The 21,150-nt window shown below is 68.2% G+C and carries 25 protein-coding genes; 10 read left to right on the plus strand and 15 right to left on the minus strand.

The genetic code is table 11. The annotated features are described in order from the left end of the window. The first annotated feature begins 27 nt into the window (after positions 1-27). Positions 28-1,107, plus strand: coding sequence for a S1C family serine protease (locus NI2_RS01085; protein WP_243749765.1), 1,080 nt, complete (start codon positions 28-30; stop codon positions 1,105-1,107). On the opposite strand, the gene NI2_RS01090 is transcribed toward NI2_RS01085, so the two are convergent. From NI2_RS01090 to NI2_RS01125, 8 genes are all read right to left on the minus strand, one after another. Beyond that, on the minus strand, positions 1,104-1,670 hold the full coding sequence (locus NI2_RS01090; protein WP_067484793.1) for a vitamin K epoxide reductase family protein: 567 nt from the start codon (positions 1,668-1,670) through the stop codon (positions 1,104-1,106). The two genes, NI2_RS01085 and NI2_RS01090, sit on opposite strands and share 4 nt — an antisense overlap. After that, complete coding sequence (locus tag NI2_RS01095) at positions 1,667-2,464, minus strand: DsbA family protein (protein WP_243749764.1); 798 nt, start codon at positions 2,462-2,464, stop codon at positions 1,667-1,669. Before NI2_RS01095 ends, NI2_RS01090 begins: the two co-directional genes overlap by 4 nt. Before the next feature lie 43 nt (positions 2,465-2,507). Beyond that, positions 2,508-3,353, minus strand: a complete 846-nt coding sequence (locus NI2_RS01100; protein ID WP_067484796.1) for a polyphosphate kinase 2 family protein — start codon at positions 3,351-3,353, stop codon at positions 2,508-2,510. Between the two features lie 9 nt (positions 3,354-3,362). Then, positions 3,363-4,799 (minus strand): alanine/glycine:cation symporter family protein, encoded by a 1,437-nt coding sequence (locus NI2_RS01105; protein WP_067484799.1) that lies wholly within the window; start codon positions 4,797-4,799, stop codon positions 3,363-3,365. 36 nt (positions 4,800-4,835) lie between these two features. Next, complete coding sequence (locus NI2_RS01110; protein WP_067484801.1) at positions 4,836-5,468, minus strand: class I SAM-dependent methyltransferase; 633 nt, start codon at positions 5,466-5,468, stop codon at positions 4,836-4,838. Then, the gene (locus NI2_RS01115; RefSeq protein ID WP_067484804.1) at positions 5,465-6,724 is read right to left on the minus strand and encodes a saccharopine dehydrogenase family protein; all 1,260 of its coding nucleotides are present in this window, start codon (positions 6,722-6,724) and stop codon (positions 5,465-5,467) included. The genes NI2_RS01110 and NI2_RS01115 overlap by 4 nt, the downstream gene beginning before the upstream one ends. Then, positions 6,721-8,139, minus strand: a complete 1,419-nt coding sequence (locus tag NI2_RS01120) for an ABC1 kinase family protein (RefSeq protein ID WP_067485833.1) — start codon at positions 8,137-8,139, stop codon at positions 6,721-6,723. The genes NI2_RS01115 and NI2_RS01120 overlap by 4 nt, the downstream gene beginning before the upstream one ends. A gap of 159 nt (positions 8,140-8,298) precedes the next feature. Beyond that, positions 8,299-8,979: a TetR/AcrR family transcriptional regulator gene (locus tag NI2_RS01125; protein ID WP_084475774.1), complete on the minus strand. Its 681-nt coding sequence runs from the start codon at positions 8,977-8,979 to the stop codon at positions 8,299-8,301. 199 nt (positions 8,980-9,178) lie between these two features. Between NI2_RS01125 and NI2_RS01130 the strand changes: the two genes are divergently transcribed. From NI2_RS01130 to purU, 6 genes are all read left to right on the plus strand, one after another. Continuing rightward, entirely contained in the window at positions 9,179-10,507 is a 1,329-nt protein-coding gene (locus NI2_RS01130) for a DUF445 domain-containing protein (protein WP_174550353.1), read from the plus strand. A 93-nt stretch (positions 10,508-10,600) separates the two neighbouring features. Beyond that, positions 10,601-11,044 carry a helix-turn-helix domain-containing protein gene (locus tag NI2_RS01135; protein WP_067484807.1) on the plus strand — a complete coding sequence of 148 codons (444 nt, stop codon included), beginning with the start codon at positions 10,601-10,603 and terminating at the stop codon, positions 11,042-11,044. Then, positions 11,044-11,685 carry a heparin-binding hemagglutinin gene (locus NI2_RS01140; protein ID WP_067484810.1) on the plus strand — a complete coding sequence of 214 codons (642 nt, stop codon included), beginning with the start codon at positions 11,044-11,046 and terminating at the stop codon, positions 11,683-11,685. The genes NI2_RS01135 and NI2_RS01140 overlap by 1 nt, the downstream gene beginning before the upstream one ends. Positions 11,686-11,778: 93 nt before the next feature. Beyond that, positions 11,779-12,051: a DUF2516 family protein gene (locus tag NI2_RS01145; RefSeq protein ID WP_067485839.1), complete on the plus strand. Its 273-nt coding sequence runs from the start codon at positions 11,779-11,781 to the stop codon at positions 12,049-12,051. A gap of 74 nt (positions 12,052-12,125) precedes the next feature. After that, a complete protein-coding gene (locus NI2_RS01150; protein WP_067485841.1) occupies positions 12,126-13,178 on the plus strand; it encodes an alpha/beta fold hydrolase in 1,053 nt (350 codons plus the stop codon). A gap of 20 nt (positions 13,179-13,198) precedes the next feature. After that, positions 13,199-14,089 carry a formyltetrahydrofolate deformylase gene (gene purU / locus NI2_RS01155; RefSeq protein ID WP_067484813.1) on the plus strand — a complete coding sequence of 297 codons (891 nt, stop codon included), beginning with the start codon at positions 13,199-13,201 and terminating at the stop codon, positions 14,087-14,089. Between the two features lie 2 nt (positions 14,090-14,091). On the opposite strand, the gene NI2_RS01160 is transcribed toward purU, so the two are convergent. After that, positions 14,092-14,619: a GNAT family N-acetyltransferase gene (locus tag NI2_RS01160; protein WP_067484816.1), complete on the minus strand. Its 528-nt coding sequence runs from the start codon at positions 14,617-14,619 to the stop codon at positions 14,092-14,094. Positions 14,620-14,689: 70 nt separating this feature from the next. Here NI2_RS01160 and deoC point away from each other — a divergent pair, with 70 nt between their 5' ends. Further along, positions 14,690-15,349 carry a deoxyribose-phosphate aldolase gene (gene deoC / locus NI2_RS01165; protein WP_067484819.1) on the plus strand — a complete coding sequence of 220 codons (660 nt, stop codon included), beginning with the start codon at positions 14,690-14,692 and terminating at the stop codon, positions 15,347-15,349. On the opposite strand, the gene NI2_RS01170 is transcribed toward deoC, so the two are convergent. Continuing rightward, positions 15,350-16,081 (minus strand): LmeA family phospholipid-binding protein, encoded by a 732-nt coding sequence (locus NI2_RS01170; protein ID WP_067484822.1) that lies wholly within the window; start codon positions 16,079-16,081, stop codon positions 15,350-15,352. 104 nt (positions 16,082-16,185) lie between these two features. On the opposite strand from NI2_RS01170, the gene NI2_RS01175 reads away from it, so the two are divergent. Further along, the gene (locus NI2_RS01175; protein ID WP_067484825.1) at positions 16,186-16,794 is read left to right on the plus strand and encodes a type IV toxin-antitoxin system AbiEi family antitoxin; all 609 of its coding nucleotides are present in this window, start codon (positions 16,186-16,188) and stop codon (positions 16,792-16,794) included. Between the two features lie 15 nt (positions 16,795-16,809). On the opposite strand, the gene NI2_RS01180 is transcribed toward NI2_RS01175, so the two are convergent. From NI2_RS01180 to NI2_RS01190, 3 genes are read right to left on the minus strand one after another with little or no spacing between them, the layout of a single operon-like run. Beyond that, entirely contained in the window at positions 16,810-17,613 is an 804-nt protein-coding gene (locus NI2_RS01180) for a class I SAM-dependent methyltransferase (RefSeq protein ID WP_067484828.1), read from the minus strand. Between the two features lie 10 nt (positions 17,614-17,623). Then, entirely contained in the window at positions 17,624-18,148 is a 525-nt protein-coding gene (locus NI2_RS01185; protein ID WP_067484831.1) for a DUF2505 domain-containing protein, read from the minus strand. 48 nt (positions 18,149-18,196) lie between these two features. Further along, the gene (locus NI2_RS01190; RefSeq protein WP_067484834.1) at positions 18,197-18,682 is read right to left on the minus strand and encodes a DUF2505 domain-containing protein; all 486 of its coding nucleotides are present in this window, start codon (positions 18,680-18,682) and stop codon (positions 18,197-18,199) included. Between NI2_RS01190 and NI2_RS01195 the strand changes: the two genes are divergently transcribed. Continuing rightward, the gene (locus NI2_RS01195; RefSeq protein ID WP_133733859.1) at positions 18,681-19,814 is read left to right on the plus strand and encodes a UDP-N-acetylmuramate dehydrogenase; all 1,134 of its coding nucleotides are present in this window, start codon (positions 18,681-18,683) and stop codon (positions 19,812-19,814) included. The two genes, NI2_RS01190 and NI2_RS01195, sit on opposite strands and share 2 nt — an antisense overlap. On the opposite strand, the gene mscL is transcribed toward NI2_RS01195, so the two are convergent. Both mscL and NI2_RS01205 read right to left on the minus strand, forming a co-directional pair. Then, positions 19,804-20,274 carry a large conductance mechanosensitive channel protein MscL gene (mscL, locus tag NI2_RS01200; protein ID WP_067484840.1) on the minus strand — a complete coding sequence of 157 codons (471 nt, stop codon included), beginning with the start codon at positions 20,272-20,274 and terminating at the stop codon, positions 19,804-19,806. The genes NI2_RS01195 and mscL overlap by 11 nt on opposite strands. A 78-nt stretch (positions 20,275-20,352) precedes the next feature. Further along, on the minus strand, positions 20,353-21,093 hold the full coding sequence (locus NI2_RS01205) for an SDR family NAD(P)-dependent oxidoreductase (protein ID WP_067484843.1): 741 nt from the start codon (positions 21,091-21,093) through the stop codon (positions 20,353-20,355). Between the last annotated feature and the right edge of the window lie 57 nt (positions 21,094-21,150).

Here is a 21,150-nt window from a genome sequence, read left to right on the forward strand (position 1 = left end):
GGTCGGCCCGCGAGAGAGGACGTGCGCGTGCAACGTGGATCACGGGTGCTCATGGCGCTGGTCGTCGCGCTGCTCGCCCTCGGCGGTGTCCTCGGATATCGCGGTGAGCTGGGGTTCGAGCGGGCCGCGCCGCAGGAATTCGTCGCGGCGACGCCCGCGCCCGTGCCGCTGGATCCAGGCCTGGTCGCCGCGCGGGTGCAGCCCGCGCTGGTCAATATCTCGGTCGACGCGAGCCGGTTCGGAACCGCGGCCGCCGGGTCGGGCATCGTGCTCACCGGCGACGGGCAGATCCTCACCAGCCACCACGTCATCAAGGGTGCCGAGGACGTGTCGGTCACCGATGTGGGGACCGGGCTGCGCTACCCGGCCACCGTGCTCGGTTACGACTCGAGCGCCGACGTCGCACTGCTGGCGCTGGCAGGCGCCTCCGGCTTACCGACCGCGCGGATCGGTTCCTCGGCCGGGCTGCGATTACGTCAGGATCTGCTCGCCATCGGCGACGCGGGCGGCGACGGTGGCGAGCAGACCTCGGTGGCCGGGCCGATCACCGACCTGGACGCCAGTATCGTCGCGATGAACTCCGCGGACCTGAGCCGCAAATCGTTGCGCGGGATGGTGGAGATCGCGGCACCGGTGGTTGGTGGGCAGTCCGGTGGAGCGCTGGCCGACGGCACGGGCGCGGTGGTCGGCGTCATCACCGCGGCCTCCGGTGATCGCGGCACGCAGGACCGGCAGCCCAAACCCGCGCACGGTTACGCGGTGCCCATCGACACGGCCATGCGGATCGTCGCCCAGATCCGCTCGGGCACGCCGACCGACACCGTGCACATCGGGCCGACCGCCACCCTCGGCGTGCAGATCGTCGACGCGAAACCGGCGGGCGCGCGGGTCGACTGGGCCTTCTTCGGGCAACCGGCCCGCGCCGCCGGAATCACCGACGGTGACGTGGTCACCGCCGTCGACGGCGAGTCGATCACCACCGCCCGGGCGCTGAGCGCGGCCGTCGGCAGGCGTAAACCCGGTGATGTTGTCCGTCTCGACGTCACCGCGCCCGACGGCAGCGTCCGCGTCGTCGACGTAGTGCTCGCCGAGGGCACGCCCAACTAGACCTTGCTCAGCCAGTAGTCCTGGAACTTCAGGAACATCAGCAGCAGCACCACGGCGTAGAACACGACGACGAGCGTCCAGCGCCACTCGGCCAGGATTCCCATCGGCCCGCGCGAGCCGCCCCAGGTCTCCTGGGTGGCCACCGCGAACAGCACCGGCACCGCCACCCACACCACCATGCAGTACGGGCACAGCGCGTTGATGCGGTACAGGCTCTGGAAGATCAGCCAGCAGATCGCGGCGACGCCGAGGACCGTGCCGACCCAGAGCGAACCCCAGATCCAGCGCGGGAAACCGACCCCGATCACCGAGAGCACGCCGAGGGTCACCACCACCGAGAACCCGACGATGCCGATGATCGGGTTCGGGAAGCCGAACACGGCGGCCTGCTGGGTCTGCATGATCGACCCGCACGACAGCACCGAGTCGAAATTGCACGAGGCCATGTAGGTGGGATCGGTGAACAGCTTGAACCGTTCGACGGTGAGCGTGCACGACGCCAGCCACCCGGCCAGCCCCGCGATCAGCAGCAGCCAGGCCGAGCGAGCCGACGCGGTGATCACTTGGCCGCGTCGGCGATCACGGACGCCAGGCCGTCTTCGGTGTAGACGGCGTTGCTCTCGATGAGCTCGCCGTCGACGAAGACCGACGGTGTGCCCTTGAGCCCGCTGGTCAGCAGGGTCTGGGTCGTCTTGGTGAGCGGGTCGACCATGGCCTTGTCGTTGATGCAGGTGGCCACGGCCGGATCGGTGTACCCGGTCTCGTTCGCGATGGCCACGAGCTGCTCGTTGCTCAGGCCGGCGCCGCCCTCGGCGGGCTGACGGTGGAACATCAGTTGCAGCCAGTTCGGGAACTTGTTCGCGTCCGAGCGGGCCACGCAGTAGGCGGCGTTGCCCGCGCGCGAGGAGTACTGGTTCGTCGACGCCTTGTCGAGGAAGGAGATGATCTGGTACTCGACCGACGCGGTGCCCTCGGCCGCGGCCTTGGCCAGGGCGAGGCCGTTGGCGGTCTCGAACTGCTTGCAGGCCGGGCACTGCAGGTCGGCGACGACGCGCACCTTCACCTTGGCGTCGGGGTTGCCGATCAACACGCTGCCCGACGGGGTGACCGAGCCGACGGTCGCGGGCAGCGTTGGCAGTCCCTCGGCCCCCGTGGTACCGCTGCCGGTACTGGTGTCGGAATCGGATCGGTTCATCGCGATACCGATACCGATCGCCGCGACCAGCGCCACCAACACCGCTGCGACACCGACCTGGATCGCCAGCTTGCGCTTCTTGTCGGCGGCTTCTGCCGCCGCAAGCGGATTCTTGCTGCCCGTGCTCACCGTTGTCACATGCCTTTCGCTCGTCTGCTCCACGACATCATGCGGGCCGAACCTGAGAGTTTGTTCAAAGACAGGGTCAGGACTGATCGAGCAGGCGCAGCTGTTCGGCCACGTCGAAATTCGCGCCGGGCCAGTCCAGGTTCAGGCCGGTGAGCGCGTCGATCAGTAGTTCGGTGACAGCCAGCCGCGAATACCATTTCTGATCGGCGGGCAGCACATACCACGGAGCGTAATCGGTATTCGTGCGATCGAGAACGGCCTGGTAGGCCTTCTGGTATTCGGGCCAGAAGGCGCGTTCGGTGATGTCGGCCGGGTTGAACTTCCAGTACTTGTCCGGCCGTTCCAGGCGGGCGCGCAGCCTGCGCTTCTGCTCGTCGAGGGAGACGAACATGGCGACCTTGACGATGGTCGTCCCGGAATCGGCGACCTCTTTCTCGAAGGCGTTGATCCGGTCGTAGCGCTGCTCCCATTCCGACTGCGGTACCAGGCCGTGTACCCGGACCACCAGCACGTCCTCGTAGTGGGAGCGGTCGAAGACGCCGAGCTGGCCGGCAGCGGGCAGGCGCTTGCGGATGCGCCACAGGAAGTCGTGCGCCCGCTCCTCCTCGGTCGGCACTCCGAAGGAGGCGTGGTCGACGCCCTGCGGGTCGACCGAACCGATCACGTGCCGCACGATGCCGCCCTTACCGGCGGTGTCCATGCCCTGCAGGATCAGCAGCACCCGGCGGTTACCACCGGTGCGTCCGTGCGCGAACAGCTTCTCCTGCAACACCGACAGCACCTCGCCGCGTTCGGGCAGCATCGACTTGCCCAGCTGCTTGCCACCGAGGAAACCGGGCGTCGCCGAGGTGTCGAGATCGGCGACGCGCAGCCCGTCGGCGCGCAGGGCGGTGGTGACGGGCTCGGTCCACAGTTTCGCCATCAGCCATGCCTACCACTGGTCGCGGCGCGTCTGCCAGCACGCCACCCCGGCGGGGTCGGCGATCTCGGCCCGGTGCACGTACACCGGGTCCTTGCCGGCGTGGCGCTGGGCGCGATAGTCGGCGAGCAGCCGAACCGCCACCGCGCCCAGCGGCAGGATCGCGGTGAGGTTGACCAGGGCCATCACGCCCATGAACACATCGGCCAGATTCCAGATCAGCGCCACCGAGCCGAGCGCGCCACCGAACACCGCGACCAGCACCAGCACCCGGAACACGGTGAGCAGGCGCGGATGACCGGTGATGAACTCGATATTGGCGCGGCCGTAGTAGAAGTTTCCGATCATCGAGCTGAACGCGAGCATGAACACCACCGCCGTGAGCACGTGCCCGGCCCAGCTGCCGAGGGTGGTGCGCAGCGCGGTCTGGGTGAGGTCGGCGCTGTGCCGCTCGGACAGGTCCGGGTCACTGGTCAGGATGATGAACGCGGTGATGGAGCAGACGAGCAGCGTGTCGAAGTAGACGCCGAGCGACTGCACGAGACCCTGCTTCACCGGATGCGAGACATCCGCTGCCGCAGCGGCGTTCGGGGAGGAGCCGAGACCGGCCTCGTTGGAGAACATGCCGCGCCGGATGCCCTGGGTGACGGCCATGCCGATACCGCCGCCGACCACCTCCCGCACTCCGAACGCCCCGCCGACGATATCGGCGAACACCCGTGGCAGGTCGTCGAGATTCAGCGCGACCACGGCGATGCCGAGCAGCAGATACACCATGGCCATCACCGGGACGAGCACCTCGGTGATGCGGCTGATGCGGCGCACCCCACCGAAGATCACCAGGCCGAGCAGCCCGACCAGCACCAGCCCGACCAGCGGTGCGAACCAGTCGCCGTCGATCGCCGCGAGCGAGGCGCGACTGGTGGCGACGATGGTGTTGGCCTGCACGGCGTTGAAGACGAAACCGAAGGTCACCGTGATGACCACCGCGAAGATCAGGCCCTGCCAGCGCCGGCCGAGACCGTGCTGCATGTAGTAGGCCGGGCCGCCACGGAATGTGCCGGGTTCGTGTTCGGGTCGCTTGTAGAGCTGGGCGAGCGTGGACTCCACGAATGCCGAGGCGGCACCGAGGGTGGCCATCGCCCACATCCAGAACACCGCCCCCGGCCCGCCGACGCTGATGGCGGTCGCGACGCCCGCGATATTGCCGGTGCCGACCCGCGCGGCCGCCGAGATGCTGAAGGCGCCGAAAGCCGACACCGACCGCTTGCCGTCCGCGGCGGGGGTGCCCTTTTCGGCGACCACCCGGAACATCTCCGGCAGGAGCCGCAACTGCACGATGCCGCTGCGCGCGGTGAAATACACCCCGGTCACGATCACCAGCGGGATCAGCAACCAATCCCAGAACACGTTGTTGATGTCGACGATCACCGAATTCAGCGTGTCCATGCCCGGCAGGCTACCGCCGGGCTACCGCGTGTCGGCTCAGGCGGGGCGGGTCGCCTCGACGTATTGCATGAAACGGTGCACGCGCTGGGTGATTTCGGTGAGCCCGGAGGTGGCGAACAGGGTGGGAAAGGTGTCGCGGTCGAACAGGCGAAGACCGCTCACGCCCGCGGCCAGGGTGCTCGCCTTGCCGAAGAGATTGTCGTCGCGATAACTGGTGGTGATGGCGATGCGACCGCCCGGCGCGAGGACGCGGATCATCTCGCGGGCGGCGGCGATCGGGTCGGGGATCAGGTAGAGGGCACCGAAACAGCAGACGGCGTCGAAGGTTTCGTCGGCGAAGGGCAGGGTGCGGGCGTCACCGCGCACGTAGCCGACGCGCGGGCCCGCGTTGTCGGCGGCGGCGCGCGCCAGCATCGGCGCGGAGTAATCCAGACCGGTCACGAAACCGTCGCCGCTGAGGTGTTCGCTCAGGTAACGCGTGAAATTGCCGGGGCCGCAGGCCAGATCGAGCACCTTCTCGGGTCCGCCAAGGCGCAGCGAGCGCACCGCGTCGCGACGATCGTCGCCCGTGGTGCGGCCGCTGGCCAGGTAGAACAGGGTGGGACGCCAGGCGTGCTCGTAGATCGCCGCGAGCGCGGGCGCGTTCATGGCTTTGCGGGCCAGGTTCACTGCCGAGTGACCTCGATGGTCATGCCCGCCCGGCGCAGCCGTTCGGTGAGCGCCTCGCCCATGGCGGACGCGGGGGTGAGAATGCCCGCGCGCTCGGGCAATTCGTCGAACGCCAGGCACAGACCGCTCTGGCCGAGCAGCACGGCGGTGGCCTGGTAGCCGGGGTCACCGGTGCCGGAGAACGTCGCCTGGTACTTGGCGCCGGAACTGGTGCGGGCGAAGGTCTTCATGGTGAACCAGCCGCTGCGGCGGGCCTTTTCGTCCGGGCCGGTGCCGGGCTTGGGCAGGATACGGTCGAGCAGTTTGCGGCCGAGCGACACCCGCGACAGCACCGCGCCCGAGGTCATCCCGGCCACGATGCCGCCCGCGATACCCGCCGCGACCAGCGGCGCGGTCGCCGAGGTGCCCGCGTTCATCACCTCGCGATAGCGGAACTGCTTTCCGTAGGGCCAGCCGAGCAGGCCGTTGCTGCGGCGCACCACCTTGGTGTTGTGCGAGGCCATGATGAACGTGGTGACCCAGCCGTGCAGGCTCGGATCGATGCTGTCGGCGCGGGCGAGAGCCTGGTCGGTCTGCCTGCCGACATCGGGGTCCATGCTGCGATCGGGGCTCAGCGAGTACGGATGCGCCAGGATCTTCGCGCGCCCGGAATCGGCGGCGATGTCCTCCATCATGGCGCGCCCGGAGTCGATGGTTCCGCCACTCATCCCACCCTTGAGGTAGGCGACGAGAGTGGTGTCCTCCAGCTCGCCGGTGTTGTCGGCAACGGAGGCACGATAGATCTCGTACACACTCAGGTCCGACGGAATCGAGTCGTAGCCACAGGAATTCACGATCTTGGCGCCCGAGTCGACGGCGGTCTGCTCGAACTGCTCGATCGCGTCGTGGATGAACAGCGGTTCACCGGTGAGGTCGGCGTAATGGGTGCCCGCCGCGGCGCACGCGCCGAGCAGCGGCAGACCGTAGCGCAGGTACGGCCCGACCGTGGTGACCACGACCTTGGTGCGTTCGGCCATCGCCGCGAGCGAGGCAGCGTCGGTCGAATCGGCGACCACCAGATCCCACGACGCGGCGGCGGGGCCGAGCTCCTCGCGCACGGCGGCGAGCTTGTCGCGCGAACGGCCCGCCAGCGCGATCTTCGCGGTGGCCGGGGCGGCGGTGAGCAGGTACTCGGCGGTGAGTTTGCCGACGAAACCCGTGGCGCCGAACAGGATCAGGTCGAACTCGCGGTCTTGCGGCACGGAGGAGCCTTTCATCGGGTGGTTGCCTTGCGGGGGCGCGTCTTCTTCACCGGTTTCGGTGGGTGGGTGCGCAGCCAATCATGATGGGCGATGCCGAGCTCGGTGACCGGCGGCTCGTCGTAGAGCCATTCGCGGGCGATCGAATGCCAGTTGTTGGTCGCGTCGAGCTGGCCGAGCATGCCGAAGGTGAGAAAGTCGGCGCGGCGGGAGAACAGGTGCTCGGGCGGCAGATTCTGCTGCTTCATCCCGGTGAACTCGCTGGCCCTCGGGTCGACGGCGAGCAGGAACGCGCCGCTGGCCAGCTCCGGGGTGATGGTGAGGACCTCGTCGACAAGACACCATTCGGAGGCGGCGAGCACGTATTCGAGACACTCCTCGGCGCCGATCTCGTCGGGCGAGTCGATCACGCCGCGATCGATCATCAACTGGCGCAGGTCTTCCGAGCGTTCCTCGGCGGCCGCGCGCAGGCACAGTTTCTCGAAGTGCACCAGTTTCGGGTCCATCCGGTTGAACAGGCCGAAATCGAGGAACGCCACCCGGCCGTCGGGCGCGAGCAGCACATTGCCCGGATGTGGGTCACCGCAGAACTCGTTGAACGTGAACAGCGAACCCACGTAGAAGCGGTAGACGATCTCGCCGATCCGGTTGCGCTCGGCGTCGGGCAGCGTGCGCATCTCGTCGAAACCGGCGCCCTCGACGAACTCGCTCACCAGCACCCGGGTGGTCGACAACTCGGGCACGGCCGACGGAACGAAGATGAACGGGTGGTCGCGGTAGAGGTGCGCGATCTCGCTCTGCGTCGCCGCCTCGGCCCGGTAGTCGAGTTCGGCCTCCATGTTGAGCTTCAGCTCGTCGAGCACGGCCGGGGTGATCCACGGCATGGCCGAGGCGAGCACGCGGCGGAACATGGTGAGGTTCTTCAGATCGGCGCGGACCGCCACGTCGACGCCGGGGTACTGCACCTTCACTGCCACTCGCCTGCCGTCGGCGAGCGTGGCGCGATACACCTGGCCGATCGAGGCGGCGGCGATCGGCTCGGGGTCGAATTCGGCGAACACGTCCTCCAGTGGGCGGCCGTAGTCCTGCTCGATCACCGCGCGCATGTTCTCGAACGACACCGTCGGTGCCGCGTTGCGCAAGACGGCCAGACGCTGCTGGAAGCGGTCGCGGTGGTCTTCGGGAACCAGGTCCAGATCCAGCACCGACATCATCTGGCCCAGCTTCATGGCCACGCCCTTCATGGTGCCGAGCACCATGACCACCTGCTCGGTGGTGCGGATCATCGACTCCTCGGCCATCTTCGCGCGCACGGCCTCGGATCTGCCGCGCATCGACAACCGGGTCTTCTTGGAACGGATGACCGAACTCGCCGCCACCGCCCCCAGCTTCGTGCCACGGGCAAGCCGGGATGTCGGCACGTTCTTCGCCATCGAGGTACCTCCGTTGGTGCCGACGTGCACGCTGCCCGAACGCCTGACGGCGCACGGCAACCTCGCGGTGACACATGCCACAGCGCCCCGCTCGGTTCAGCGTAACCAACCGCGCGGCGATGTCGAGCCCGGGACGGCGATGTCCGGTATCAGCGCTGGTCAGGACTCCGGAAGTGGCGGTAGAACGTGTGTCTGTTCGGTGAAGACAGCGGGCGAGCCACCCGCGCGAGCGATGCCCTCGATCGCGCTCCAGGCCATCATCGTGAGGTAGTCGATGACGTCCTGGCGTGGCATCGCCTTGTCGGTGGTGGTCCACCAATGGGTGGCCAGTTGGATGCCGCCGACCAGCACGTAGGACCACAGCATCGCACCGTCGGTGCGGATGCCCTTGGCCCCGGCCCGGTCGATGAGCACGGCGGTGACCACCTCGGCGAACAGGCGCTCGAACTCGGCGAGCGAGGCATTGTCGCCGCTGCCGTTGTGCATGATGAACCGGTAGACCTCGGGGTCGTCGTCGACGGTCCCCACGTATTCGGTCATGGCGGCGCGCACCAGCTGATACTCGTCGGCATCGAGACTGATGGCGCCGTACACGCGCGGCAGCAGCGTGGTCTCGATGAAGCGCTGCATGGTGGCGTGCACCAGGTCGTTCTTGTCGGCGAAGTACCGGTACAGCACGGTCTTGGACACGCCGATCTCGGCGGCGATCTCGTCCATGCCCGCCTGCGCGCCGCGTACGCGGATGGCGTTGAGGGTGCCGTCGACGAGCTCCTCGCGCCGGTCGATCTTGTGCTGGCGCCACCGCCTTTTGCGGCCGTCGACGGGACCCGCGCCGCGCATGGCGGAACCCCGACCGGTCTGCTCGCCGATCTCGACAAGGTCTTCGGTGGACAGGACAGCCCCCTTGCGATCGATGTGGCGTCTCTCGCGATACAGCTTATGCCTGCCGATGTGGGGTGGCGCTCGTTTAGGCGACGTTGGGGGATTTACCACAGGCCGGCGTCGGCGCGGCGGCATTTCGCACAGCAGAATGGGGGCCATGGAGAAAGCTCCCGGCAACACGGCGGTGCTCACGCCGCGCACCGCACCGGCGCAGCCCGCCGGGTTCGCGGATCTGACCGACGAGGCGGGCAAACGACGCGACCTGTTCAAGATGAAGGCCCTCGCCACCGGCTTCCTGCTGGTGGCGACAGTGATCTATCTGCTGTGCCGCTGGCTCGAGTCGCGCGGTGGCGGCGGCGCGTGGGTCGGTTATGTGCGCGCGGCCTCGGAGGCGGGCATGGTCGGTGCGCTGGCCGACTGGTTCGCGGTGACGGCGTTGTTCAAGCACCCGCTCGGCTTGCCCATCCCGCACACGGCGATCATCCGCAAGAAGAAGGACCAGCTCGGCGAGAGCCTCGGCGCGTTCGTCGGCACCAATTTCCTCGCTCCCGATGTGGTGTCGGCCCGGCTCGACGCGGCCCAGATCTCGCTGCGGGTCGGGCGGTGGATGGCCACACCGGCCAACGCGGCGCGGGTGGCGCAGGAGAGTTCCACCATCCTGACCGCCGTGGTCGGCGTGCTGCGTGACGAGGACGTCGAGCAGATCATCGACAACACCATCGTCAAACGCATCGCCGAACCGCAGTGGGGTCCGCCGCTGGGCCGGGTGCTCTCGGAGCTGATCGCCGACAACCGGCAGCTGCCGCTCATCGATCTGCTCGCCGAGCGGGCGCATCAGTGGGCGCTCGGTTCGCAGGAGACGATCGACCGGATCGTGCTGCGCGACGCGCCGCAATGGGCGCCGAAATTCGTCAACACATTGTTGTCGGAGCGGATCTACCGGGAATTGGTGGAATTCACCTGGAAGGTGCGGTCGGACCCCGAACACGAACTGCGTCTGGCCGCCACCCGATTCCTGCAGGATTTCGCCGACGACCTGCAACACGACGAGGCCATGATCGCCAAAGCGGAAAAGGTGAAGGCCGAGATCATGGGCCGCGAACAGATCACCGGAATGGCGGAGGCCACCTGGCGTGCGGCCAAGCGATTGATTCTCGAGTCGGCGAACGACCCCGATTCCACGCTGCGACGCAAAGTGGCGGAGAATGTGCAACAGCTGGGTGAACAGTTGCGTGACGATCCGGCGATGCGTGGCAAGGTCGATGGGTGGATCGACCGGGGGGCGCGCTATCTGGTGGGTAACTATGCCGCCGAGATCTCGACCCTGGTGACGGATACGGTCGCCCGCTGGGACGCCGACGAGGCGAGCCGGAAGATCGAATTGCAGGTGGGCCGGGACCTGCAATTCATCAGGATCAACGGCACCGTCGTCGGATCGCTGGCCGGCCTGGCGATCTACACGATCTCGCAGCTGCTGTTCCACTGATTCCGGGCGTTCGCCCGGCGGCTGCTAACTGTAGTGCTTGCAATAGCTAGCACCCTGACCTAGTATTGACCTTACAACGCCAGAAGGTGAGTGATGGCAGACCAGCCCGAGAGCTTGACGCACGCGGCTCGAGATATCGGAGGGTTCATCAGGTCCCAGCGCGAAGCTGCGCAGGTGTCCCTGCGTCAACTTGCCGCCCTGGCTGGGGTGAGTAATCCGTACCTGAGCCAGATCGAACGCGGATTGCGTAACCCTTCCGCCGAAGTACTCGCGCAGATCGCCAAGGCACTGCGGGTTTCTTCGGAGGTGTTGTATGTGCGGGCCGGATATTTGGAACAGCGCCCGCACAGCCCGGTCCGGGACGCCCTGCTGGCCGACACTTCGGTGACCGAACGGCAGAAACAGGTGTTGCTGGAAATCTATGAGTCGTTTCGCCGGGAAAACGGGGAAGAAACCGGCTCAGGGGGGAACGAACGGGACAGCGACGTTTCGTTCACGACAATTGACACTCCGCCACACCAGGAGAGCGAAGACTGATGACCGAGAAGACCGCTACCGTGACCAAGCCGCTGTTCGCCACCGTCGGCGCCGGTGATGCCATCTACACCGCCGTGAACGAGGTCGTCGCCGACGTCCGCGAGCGCGTCGCCACCACCGATGCCAAGGCCCGTGTCGAAGAGGCCCGCGAGCGCATCGCCAACGTGCCCGCCGACGTGCAGGCCCAGTTCGACACCATCCGTGAGCGCCTCGCCGGCCTGCCCTCGGAGCTGCCGGAGGACCTCGCCGAGCTGCGCGAGAAGTTCACCCCCGAGGAGCTGCGCAAGCTGGCCGAGCAGTACTACCGCCAGGCTCTCGACATCTACGCCGACCTCGCCGTGCGCGGTGAGGAGACCGTCGAGCGGCTGCGTGCCAACGAGGCCGTCGACGAGCAGATCGGTCGCGTCGAGTCCCTGTACAAGGATGCCTCCGCTCGCGCCGAGGAGGCCCTCGCCAAGGTCACCGACCTGCTGGGCCGTGGCAAGGAAGAGGCGCAGGCCGCTGCCGCCGAGGCCGCCGCTGTGGTCGAGGCCGAGGTCGTCGCCGTGACCGACGAGGCCGCCCCGGTCAAGGCTCCGGCCGCCAAGAAGGCGCCGGCCAAGAAGGCCCCCGCGAAGAAGGCCGCACCCAAGAAGGTGTAACCCTCACCGCCGACAGCGGCCCCGCGCACCCCTGGTGTGCGGGGCCGCTGTTCGTATGATGGGGGAGTGAATGTGGTGCATGGAGTGACGGGGATGATCTTGCTGGTCCTGTGGCTGGCAGCCTTCGGTGCGACGGTGTTCGCGCTGATCCATGCCGTGCGTCAGCGGCCGGACGCGTTTACGGCCGTCGACAAGATGACCAAGCCGATCTGGCTGGCGATCCTGGCGGGTGCGCTGGTGTTCCTGCTGCTGGGGATCAGCGGGTTCGGCATGCTCACCTCGTTCATCGCGATCATCGCGACCGGTGTGTATCTGGCCGATGTGCGGCCGAAAGTCGACGAGGTGCAGCGCGGGCCGCGCTGGTAAATCGTCGCCGGACCCCTCGCGGTCGAGCGCTCCCGGTGTTACTGTTTCTATGAGTAACACAAAGGAGTGTGTCGATGCGCGCAATGCTGCCCGCGACCGTGAACGACCTGGTCGATACCGTGACCACCAGGATCAAGGCCGGACTTGCTGCCCACCGGGCCGATCTGCGGACCCGGACCCACGGCGTGGCGGCCTTCGATCCGCCGAGCGTCCCGCACGAGGTGATCCCCGTTGTCACCGCCGACGGCGCCAGCCTGCGCGTGCACGCCTACGGCCCGGTCGACGCACCTGTCATCGTGTTCGCCCACGGCTGGACCTGTTCCATCGAGTACTGGAACGCCCAGATCAACGCCTTCGCCGGCGAGTACCGCGTGATCGCCTACGACCAGCGCGGCCACGGTGAGAGCACCAACGGCTACGCGCGCCCCAGCACCGACCTGCTCGCCGACGACCTGTGCGACGTACTCGACGCGGCCCTGCTGCCCGGCCAGCGCGCGGTGCTCGTCGGTCACAGCATGGGCGGGATGACGCTCATCGCCTGGGCGGGCCGCTACCCCGAACGAGTCGCCGAGCAGGCGGCCGCCGTGCTGCTCACCAACACTGGCGCGCACTCGCTGGTCGAGGTGTCGACCATGGTTCCCGGCTTGAACAAGCCGCTGCGGTTGCTGCGCGGCCGGGCCCTGCCCTCGCCCGACTGGCTCGGCAAGCTCATTCTCGGCACCCCGGTGGTCTTCCCGCCGATCGCGCCCGTGCGCTGGATCTTCGCCCGCCAGGTGATGACCCTGGACACCACGCCGGAGAAACTGAGCTACGCCCTGTCGGTGGTGCGTGGTTGCCCGATGATGACCCGCTCGCGCTACGGCCTGCTGCTCGCCGCGCTGCACCTGGGCGACGCCGCGAGCAACTTCACCGTGCCGACCACCGTGCTCGCCGGCGACCGCGACGACATGACCCCGGCCATCCACGCCGAACGGCTCGCCGAACTGCTGAGCAAGGCGGGCACGCTGGCGAAGTTCGCGGTGCTGCCGACCGGCCACCTGGGCAATGTGGAGCGCTACGACCTGTTCAACCGTGAGCTGCGCGAGGTACTCGCGTCCGTCCGCGAGCCCGCACGCGCCTCTGCCTGAGGGCCTGCGAGGATGAGGGGATGAGTTCTGCCCCTGTGACCTCGGACGACCGTCGGTTCGTGTTGACGCTCGGCTGCCCCGACCGGCCCGGCATCATCGCCAGGATCTCCTCGTTCATCGCCGATTTCGGCGGGTCGATCGTGGAGGCCGGCTACCACTCCGACGGTGACATCGGCTGGTTCTTCACCCGGCAGGCGGTGAAGGCATCGACGGTGCCGTTCGGCATCGATGAACTGCGCACCCGGTTCGCGCAGGTGGCCGCGGAGTTCGGTCCCGAGACCGACTGGCAGCTGCACGACACCGGTGCCCGTCGCCGGGTGGTGCTGCTGGTGAGCAAGGACGGGCACTGCCTGCACGACCTGCTCGGCCGCGCGGGGGCCGGTGAGCTGCCCGCCACCATCGAGGCCGTCATCGGCAACCACCCCGACCTGGCCGCGATGACCGAGGCGCACGGGGTGAAGTTCCACCACGTGCCGTTCCCCAAGGACCCGGCCGAACGCGGACCGGCGTTCGAGCAGGTGCGCGAACTGGTCGACGTGCACGACCCGCACGCGGTGGTCCTCGCCCGGTTCATGCAGGTGTTGCCCGCCTCGCTGTGCGAGCACTGGGCGGGCCGGGCGATCAACATCCACCACAGCTTCCTGCCGTCGTTCGTCGGCGCCCGCCCCTATCACCAGGCCTACGACCGTGGCGTGAAGCTGATCGGGGCGACCTGTCACTACGTGACCGCCGAACTGGACGCGGGCCCGATCATCGAGCAGGACGTGATCCGCGTGGATCACGCCGACGATGTACCCGACATGGTCCGCCAGGGTCGCGATATCGAGCGGGTGGTGCTCGCCCGCGGCCTGCGCTGGCATCTCGAGGGCCGGGTGCTGGTGCACGGTCGGCGCACCGTGGTGTTCGAGTAGGCCTACAGGTCGTAGAACGGCGCCGGATAGCGGAATTCGCCGGTGACCGCCGGATCATAGGCCGCCAGCGGGCGGACCTGGAAGTATTCGGCCCAGTCGGCCTGGTCGGGGACGATGCCGCGGCGCGCGCCCGGCACGAAACCGAAGCGCGAGTAGTAGTCGGGGTCGCCGACGAGGCCGACCACCGATTCGTCGAGGGCGTCGGCGGCGCCGAGGGCCGCGTGCACCAGGGCCGAACCGACGCCGGTCTTCTGATGGTCCGGGTCGACGCCGAGCGGGCCGAGGGCCAGCACCGGGAACGGGCCGATGCCCGCTCTGGTGAGGCAGATGTGCCCGACCACGGTGTCGTAGGCCAGCGCGACCAGCGACAGCGTCGGCATCCAGGATTCGTCGGCGCGTAGGGCATCGACCAGCGCGGGCTCCGGTGGCTCGGTGACGGCCGGATCGCCGACATAGTGCGGGGCGAAGGCGGCACGATGGATCGCGGCGATCGCCGCGGCGTCCGCAGGGGTCTCGCGACGAATCAACACGCTCCAAGTCTCCCGGATAGGGGTACGCGTGCGCAATGGACTTCTGTGCCGATATGCCAGACTCGCTCCTATGACGTCGCTGACCCGGGCCGACGTGGCCGCCATGATCGATCACACCCTGCTCGCTCCCGAAGCGACCCCGGACCAGGTGAACGACCTGATCGCCGAGGCCCGCGAACTCGGCGTGTACGCGATCTGCGTTTCGCCGTCGATGCTTCCGGTGCGCGCGCCGGGGCTGGTGGTCGCCACCGTAGCGGGATTCCCTTCGGGCAAACATCATTCGCTGATCAAGGGTGCCGAGGCGCGCCTGGCCGTCGACAGCGGCGCGGCCGAGGTGGACATGGTGATCGACGTGGGTGCCGCGGTGGCCGGTGATTTCGCGGCGGTGCTCACCGACATCATCACCGTGCGCGAGGCGGTCGAGGACCGGGCCGTGCTGAAGGTCATCATCGAATCGGCCGCGCTCACCGACGAGGCGATCGTCGGCGCCTGCCGGGCCGCCGAAAAGGCCGGTGCGGATTTCGTGAAGACCTCCACCGGTTTTCATCCCGCCGGTGGGGCCAGCGCGCACGCGGTGCGGCTGATGGCCGACACCGTCGGCGGCAGGCTCGGCGTCAAGGCCAGTGGCGGGATCAGGACCGCGCAGGACGCGGCGGCGATGATCGAGGCGGGCGCCACCCGGCTCGGGCTGTCGAAGTCGGCGGTCGTGCTCGACGGTTTTCCGGACTGATCAGCAGCGCAGCTCGGCGTCGCTGCGCCCGGAGCTCTCCAGGACGGTGCGCCCGCCCGAAAGGTGGACGACCACACCGTCGTCGGTGACGTCGACCTGCTGGGCGCGCAGGCCGAGCGGGTAGCTCTGCAGGCTCTGGGTGAAGGTCTCGACGATGCCCTGCACGAGGTCGGTGGGCAGGCCGATGCCGAGCAGCTGCGCGGACTTGGTCTCCACCTCCACATTGCCGTTGCGGACCATCGGCTGCACCTGCAGCTGGGCCAGGCCGCCGAGCACGTCGAGGGTGAGCACGTCGCTGCTCGCCGAGGAGCTCACCCCGCTCACCATGGTGCCGAGGGTCTGGCGGATGCCGTCGTTGTTCCAGGTCACCTCGGCACTGGAGCTGCCGACGGTCGCGCCGCCGCGCCCACGATCGGCGAGTTCGATGTCGGAGAACTTCGCATGCACGACCATGCCCACGGCCGGGCCGAACTTGTTGTCCTCGCTGTCGATACTCAGCGACCCGACCTTGCCGTCGAGATAAGTGATGAGCATCGGTTTCGGACCGAAACTCACGTCGATGCTCGAGCCCATCTCCTGCTCGAACTGGCTGCTGATGCAGCGCGAGATCTGGTGGCGGGCATACGCTTCGGTCGCGACGATGGTGCCGACGAGGAGCACGGCGACCACGGCCAACGCGATCACCAGCGTGCGCCGACGGACCTTCGGGCGTTGGGGTGTCTGGGTGCTCATGACAGTCGATTCTCCCGGACTTTTCTGTGTCCGCTCTGAGGAGGCCATGAAGGCCTTCTTTCATTTTGTGATCTGTACCACTTCACCCGGCGTAGCATGGCTGGATGGCTGGCGAGGGAGCGCGCCGGATGGCGGGGACCACCGAACACCGGTGGCGGGTGCTGCGGCGCCTCGCCGGACGGCACGCGGGATTCTTCACCACCAGGCAGGTCCTGCGCACGGGTTGTGAGCTGCGGGTGCGGGCCGCGCTGGCCGACGGGTCGGTGACCAGGTCGGGAGTCGGGATGCTGCGGCTGGCGCAATGGCGGCCAGGCCCGCTCGACGAATACGCGATGTGGGCGGCCTGGTTCGACGGTGCCGCCGTGGTGTCGTATCAGAGCGCCGCCGAACTGCACGGGCTCGGGCGGTTGCGGCCACGGTTTCTGCACCTGTCGGTGTCGGCGGGGCGGCCACCGGTGACGCCACGGCTGGTACTCACCCGGCGCAAGCTCACCGGGGCGGCGACGGAATCGGCGGGATCGTTCCTGGTGACCACACCGGCGCGGACGGTGCTCGACCTGGCCGAAACCGAGATCGCGCAGTCGGCGCTGAACGAGGTGGTTACCGACGCGGTTGCCATCCACCGGTGTGACGTCGACGAGATACGTTGGGGTGCGGAGCAATTGGCTCCCCGGGCAGCTGGGCGGATACGGCGGGCACTGCTCGCGGTCTGACTTCCTCCGGCGGGGCTACCCGTCCGCCTCCCACCCGTTCGGTGCGACGACTTCCCACGGCACCGACAGCACACAATCACGCATCCGCCGGTTGTAGGCGCGCACCGGGAACCTATTGGCGCGCAACAACTCTGCCGTACCCCGCCAGCGGATGCGCGGGCCGAAGGGTGCGAGTGCGGCACTGCGCTCCCAGGCCTGATCAGCGGCGGTGAGCAGGGCGTGCACCTTCTCGCCGCGAATATTGCGGTGGATCAACACCTTCGGCAGTCGCTCGGCGATGTCGGACGGGCGCTCGACGGTGAACGGATCCCACGCGAGGGTGAGCGAGAGGGGGCGGTGCCGGTCAAGGAGCACCCAGGCGCTGCGGCGGCCGAGTTCGTCGCAGGTGCCGTCCACGAGCAGGCCGTCGGGTGCCAGATTCGACTGGATCCGCGACCACGCCGCCGGGACCGCGTCCTCCGGATACTGGCGCAGCACATTGAAGGCGCGGACCAGCACCGGGCGCAGACCGGCCAGTTCGAAACCGCCGCGGGCGAAACGCACGCCGTCGCGCGGGGGCAGCACCCGGGCGGGGTCGATCTCGAGGCCGACCACACGCAGATCGGGGCGAACGGTGCGCAGGCGCGCGGCCAGTTCGATCGTCGTCCAGCCCGCCGCACCGTAGCCGAGGTCGACCACGAGCGGGTCGGCGGCCTCGCGCAGGCGGGTGCTCACCAGGTCGTCGTTGACCAGCCAGCGATCGCTGCGGCGCAACCGGTTGACGCCGGTGGTGCCGCGCGTGATGGTGCCGACCGGCACCGTCCTCCTCGTGCCGGTCATGGGACGAGGATCAGACCGGGTTCTTGGCGGCCGTCTCCAGCCAGCGCAGCGTTTCCTCCTGCTCCGCGCGGAACAGGTCGACGAGATTCACCAGCATCAGCTGTTCCAGGCGCGGGCCGACCATGGGGATGAACACCTTGGCGACGGGGGAGAAGCGCATGGTCGCGCCGGTCTCGGTGGGGAACAGGCGGATGGTGCCGTTGAGGCTGCCCGGACCCGCCGGGATGGAGGCGGAGAACTTGCCCTCGGTCTCGTCGTGGTCGAACGGCCCCCAGCTCTCCTTGCGGGTGATGACCATGTCCTTGCGCATGACCGTCTGCGCGATCTCCGGCAGCATCTCGCGCGGCAGGGTGTGCGCGAGCACGATATCGATGCCGTCGTCGGTCACCTCATGGCTGACGACCTCGTTGTGCGGCGAGTACTTGCGCATCTCCTCGACGCGGGCTTCCCAGTAATCCCTGCTCTGCAGCGCTGCGTACAGCTCTTCAGTGGTGTGCAGGGGGTAACGGGCGGAGTAGTCCAGTCGACGTGCCATGCCCGAACACGTTACCGGGGCGCCATCAGCGGGCGCCCCGGACGGGTGCTACTTGGTGGCGAGCCACTGTTCGGTGAAGGTGGCCTCGTTGCTCAGCAGTTCGGTGAGGCGTTCGGCGATGGCGGCTTCGATCTTGCCGCCGAAGAGGGGGATCTTCACCTCGATGGTGCCGGTGACCGAGCCTTCGCAACCGGTGGCGGTCGGGGTGAGGGTTACCGTGCCGCGGACGGTGGCGGGGGCGCCGTCGACGTGGGCCTCGAAGGTGCCCGAGGTGCCGGTGTAGTGCTCGACGCGGGGGATCACCAGGTCGCCGGGGCGCACGGCGGTGATGGCGGGCGGGAGCTGGTCGGCGGGGATGGACTGCACCAGCTGGATGCGGACCTGGTCGCCGTCGACCGTCAGCGAATCGAGGCGCGCGCTGGGGCCGCCGACCTCGGCGATGCGGGCCTTCCAGTACTGCTCATCGGAGTACGCGGCGCGCACCGCGTCGATGGAATGCGTATAACCGGCCGTGAACGCCAGAGGTGTAGCCATGTGCGACACGGTACCGTCTTCTGACGTGCGAACAACACGGGTGGTGTCCCCCGAACAGCTGCGTGACCTGCTGGCCGAGACCGGTGCGGTGGTGCGCCCGGCGGTGCCGCTGTCGGAACTGACGACGCTGCGCGTCGGCGGTCCCGCGCTGGTCGCCGAATGCGACAGCACGTCCTCGCTCGTCGCCACGGTGCGGGCCCTGGACGATGCCGGTGTGGCGGTGCTGCTCGTCGCTGGTGGGTCGAACCTGCTCATCGACGACGCCGGGTTCGACGGTGTGGTCGTTCGGGTGCGCAACACCGGAGTCGAGTTCGGGACCGATTCGGTGCTCGCGGAGGCGGGCGCGAACTGGGACGAGCTCGTCGCGGCTTCGGTGGCGGCCGGGTTCGGTGGGCTCGAATGCCTCTCGGGTATCCCTGGTTCGGTCGGGGCAACGCCGGTGCAGAACGTCGGCGCCTACGGCGTGGAGGTGGAGTCGTTGCTGCGCCGGGTGCGGCTGCTCGATCGGGTGAGCGGCGAGGTCCGCTGGGCGGAACCGGCCGAGCTGGGATTCGGTTATCGCACCAGCGTGCTCAAGCACAGCGACGCCGCCGTGGTGCTCGCTGTCGAATTCCGGCTCGACCCCACCGGAACCAGCGCACTGTTGCGCTACGGCGAACTGGCCCGCGTGCTCGGCGCGAGCGAAGGCGAGACCCGGCCCGCCGCCCAGGTGCGCGCCGAGGTGCTTCGCCTGCGCGCGGGCAAGGGCATGGTGCTCGACCCCGCCGACCACGACACCTGGAGCGCGGGCTCGTTCTTCACCAACCCCGTCGTCGGCGACGACCGCCTCGACCAGGTGCTGGCCGCGATCACCGCTCACCTCGGCGAGGTGAGCGTCCCGACCTACCCGGCCCCCTCGGGCACCAAGTTCTCGGCCGGCTGGCTCATCGAACGCGCCGGTTTCGCCAAGGGTTTCCCCGGCGAGCACGCGCCCGCGCGGCTGTCGACCAAACACACTCTCGCCCTGACCAATCGGGGCGCGGCGCGCGCGACCGACATCGTCGACCTGGCCCGCACGGTCCGCGACGGTGTGCGCGACCGGTTCGGCATCGTGCTCGAACCGGAACCGGTGACCGTCGGGATCAGTCTGTGAGCTGAGCCGGGTCCTTCTTGGCCTGCTCGGTGCTCAGCGCCGCGGTCTGCTCCGCGTTCAGACCCTGCTGCTTGGCCAGCAGATCGCGGATCTCGATGAGCAGTTCGGTCTCGGTCGGCTCGGCTTCCTTGGTGGTACCGAATTTGTTCTTCAGCGACTTCATCGGGACCATCAGCACGAAATAGAGCACCGCGGCGACCATGATGAAGTCGATGAGCGCGGTGATGATCGGGCCGACCGCGATGAACGTGGCGGGCTTGTCGGCGATGAGCTGCACGCCGAGGCCGAGTTCATTGGTCGAGCCGAACACCGCGAGCAGCGGGTTCACGAAGCCCTTGGTGACCGAGGTGACCACCGCGGTGAACGCGGTACCCATCACCACGGCGACCGCGAGATCGATGACGTTGCCGCGCATCAGGAAGTTCTTGAAACCGTCGAATACCGACTTGATTCTGCCCATCGCAGAGATGGTAATGACTGGTCATTCGCTCAGCGAATTGTCAGCAACAATCTGTGGTCAGGCTCACGACCTGCGGTTTCAGTTCGCGGGACGACGCGAGAAGCGGCCGGGCCCCTCCTGATCGCGCGGCTTCACCACGATCGTGTCCAGGTTGACGTGCGCCGGCCTGCTCGCGGCGAAGGCGACGATCTGGGCGATGTCCTCGGCGTAGAGCGGATCGATGCCCTCGTAGACCTCGGCCGCCCGCTCGGCGTCACCATCGAAGCGGACGAGGGAGAACTCGGTCTCCACCGCGCCGGGCGCGATCTCGGTGAGCCGCACCGGCTGACCGAGCAGTTCCCCGCGCAGGGTCCGGTGCAGCACACCCTGGGCGTGCTTGGCCGAGGTGTAACCCGCGCCGTTGTCATAGGCGTGCATGGCCGCGATCGAGGTGACGGTGACGATCAGGCCGTCACCGGAAGCGATGAGCTTGGGCAGCAACGCCTTGGTGACGCGCAGGGTGCCGAGCACGTTCGTCTCCCACATCCAGCGCCAGTCGTCGAGGTCGGCCTCGAGCACCGGGGCGAGGCCCTTCGCGCCGCCCGCGTTGTTGACCAGCACGTCGACCCGCTCCACGGCGTCGGTGAACGCGCGCACCGAGTCCTCGGAGGTGACGTCGAGTTCCAGTGCGGTGCCGCCGATCTCCTCGGCCAGCCGTTGCACCCGGTCGAACCGGCGGGCCCCCACGTAGACGTGATACCCCTGCTTGGCCAGTTCCCGTGCGGTGGCTTCCCCGATGCCCGAACTGGCTCCGGTGACGACGGCGGTGCGAGTACTCATGAGCTGATCTTATCGGCGGCTGGTGCCGCGGTTCTCGGCCCTGAACCCCTACCTCTT

The organism is Nocardia ignorata NBRC 108230, assembly GCF_001612905.1.
GTDB lineage: Bacteria > Actinomycetota > Actinomycetes > Mycobacteriales > Mycobacteriaceae > Nocardia > Nocardia ignorata.

Bases quoted from the DNA above. Each gene is read 5' to 3' on its own strand.
- NI2_RS01100 (WP_067484796.1), bottom strand. From the start codon at position 3,353: ATGGCGAAACTGTGGACCGAGCCCGTCACCACCGCCCTGCGCGCCGAC.
- NI2_RS01105 (WP_067484799.1), bottom strand. From the start codon at position 4,799: ATGGACACGCTGAATTCGGTGATCGTCGACATCAACAACGTGTTCTGG.
- NI2_RS01115 (WP_067484804.1), bottom strand. From the start codon at position 6,724: ATGAAAGGCTCCTCCGTGCCGCAAGACCGCGAGTTCGACCTGATCCTG.
- NI2_RS01120 (WP_067485833.1), bottom strand. From the start codon at position 8,139: ATGGCGAAGAACGTGCCGACATCCCGGCTTGCCCGTGGCACGAAGCTG.
- NI2_RS01125 (WP_084475774.1), bottom strand. From the start codon at position 8,979: ATGCGCGGCGCGGGTCCCGTCGACGGCCGCAAAAGGCGGTGGCGCCAG.
- NI2_RS01130 (WP_174550353.1), top strand. From the start codon at position 9,179: ATGGAGAAAGCTCCCGGCAACACGGCGGTGCTCACGCCGCGCACCGCA.
- NI2_RS01135 (WP_067484807.1), top strand. From the start codon at position 10,601: ATGGCAGACCAGCCCGAGAGCTTGACGCACGCGGCTCGAGATATCGGA.
- NI2_RS01140 (WP_067484810.1), top strand. From the start codon at position 11,044: ATGACCGAGAAGACCGCTACCGTGACCAAGCCGCTGTTCGCCACCGTC.
- NI2_RS01145 (WP_067485839.1), top strand. From the start codon at position 11,779: ATGATCTTGCTGGTCCTGTGGCTGGCAGCCTTCGGTGCGACGGTGTTC.
- NI2_RS01150 (WP_067485841.1), top strand. From the start codon at position 12,126: ATGCGCGCAATGCTGCCCGCGACCGTGAACGACCTGGTCGATACCGTG.
- purU (WP_067484813.1), top strand. From the start codon at position 13,199: ATGAGTTCTGCCCCTGTGACCTCGGACGACCGTCGGTTCGTGTTGACG.
- deoC (WP_067484819.1), top strand. From the start codon at position 14,690: ATGACGTCGCTGACCCGGGCCGACGTGGCCGCCATGATCGATCACACC.
- NI2_RS01170 (WP_067484822.1), bottom strand. From the start codon at position 16,081: ATGAGCACCCAGACACCCCAACGCCCGAAGGTCCGTCGGCGCACGCTG.
- NI2_RS01175 (WP_067484825.1), top strand. From the start codon at position 16,186: ATGGCTGGCGAGGGAGCGCGCCGGATGGCGGGGACCACCGAACACCGG.
- NI2_RS01180 (WP_067484828.1), bottom strand. From the start codon at position 17,613: ATGACCGGCACGAGGAGGACGGTGCCGGTCGGCACCATCACGCGCGGC.
- NI2_RS01185 (WP_067484831.1), bottom strand. From the start codon at position 18,148: ATGGCACGTCGACTGGACTACTCCGCCCGTTACCCCCTGCACACCACT.
- NI2_RS01195 (WP_133733859.1), top strand. From the start codon at position 18,681: ATGTGCGACACGGTACCGTCTTCTGACGTGCGAACAACACGGGTGGTG.
- NI2_RS01190 (WP_067484834.1), bottom strand. From the start codon at position 18,682: ATGGCTACACCTCTGGCGTTCACGGCCGGTTATACGCATTCCATCGAC.
- mscL (WP_067484840.1), bottom strand. From the start codon at position 20,274: ATGGGCAGAATCAAGTCGGTATTCGACGGTTTCAAGAACTTCCTGATG.
- NI2_RS01205 (WP_067484843.1), bottom strand. From the start codon at position 21,093: ATGAGTACTCGCACCGCCGTCGTCACCGGAGCCAGTTCGGGCATCGGG.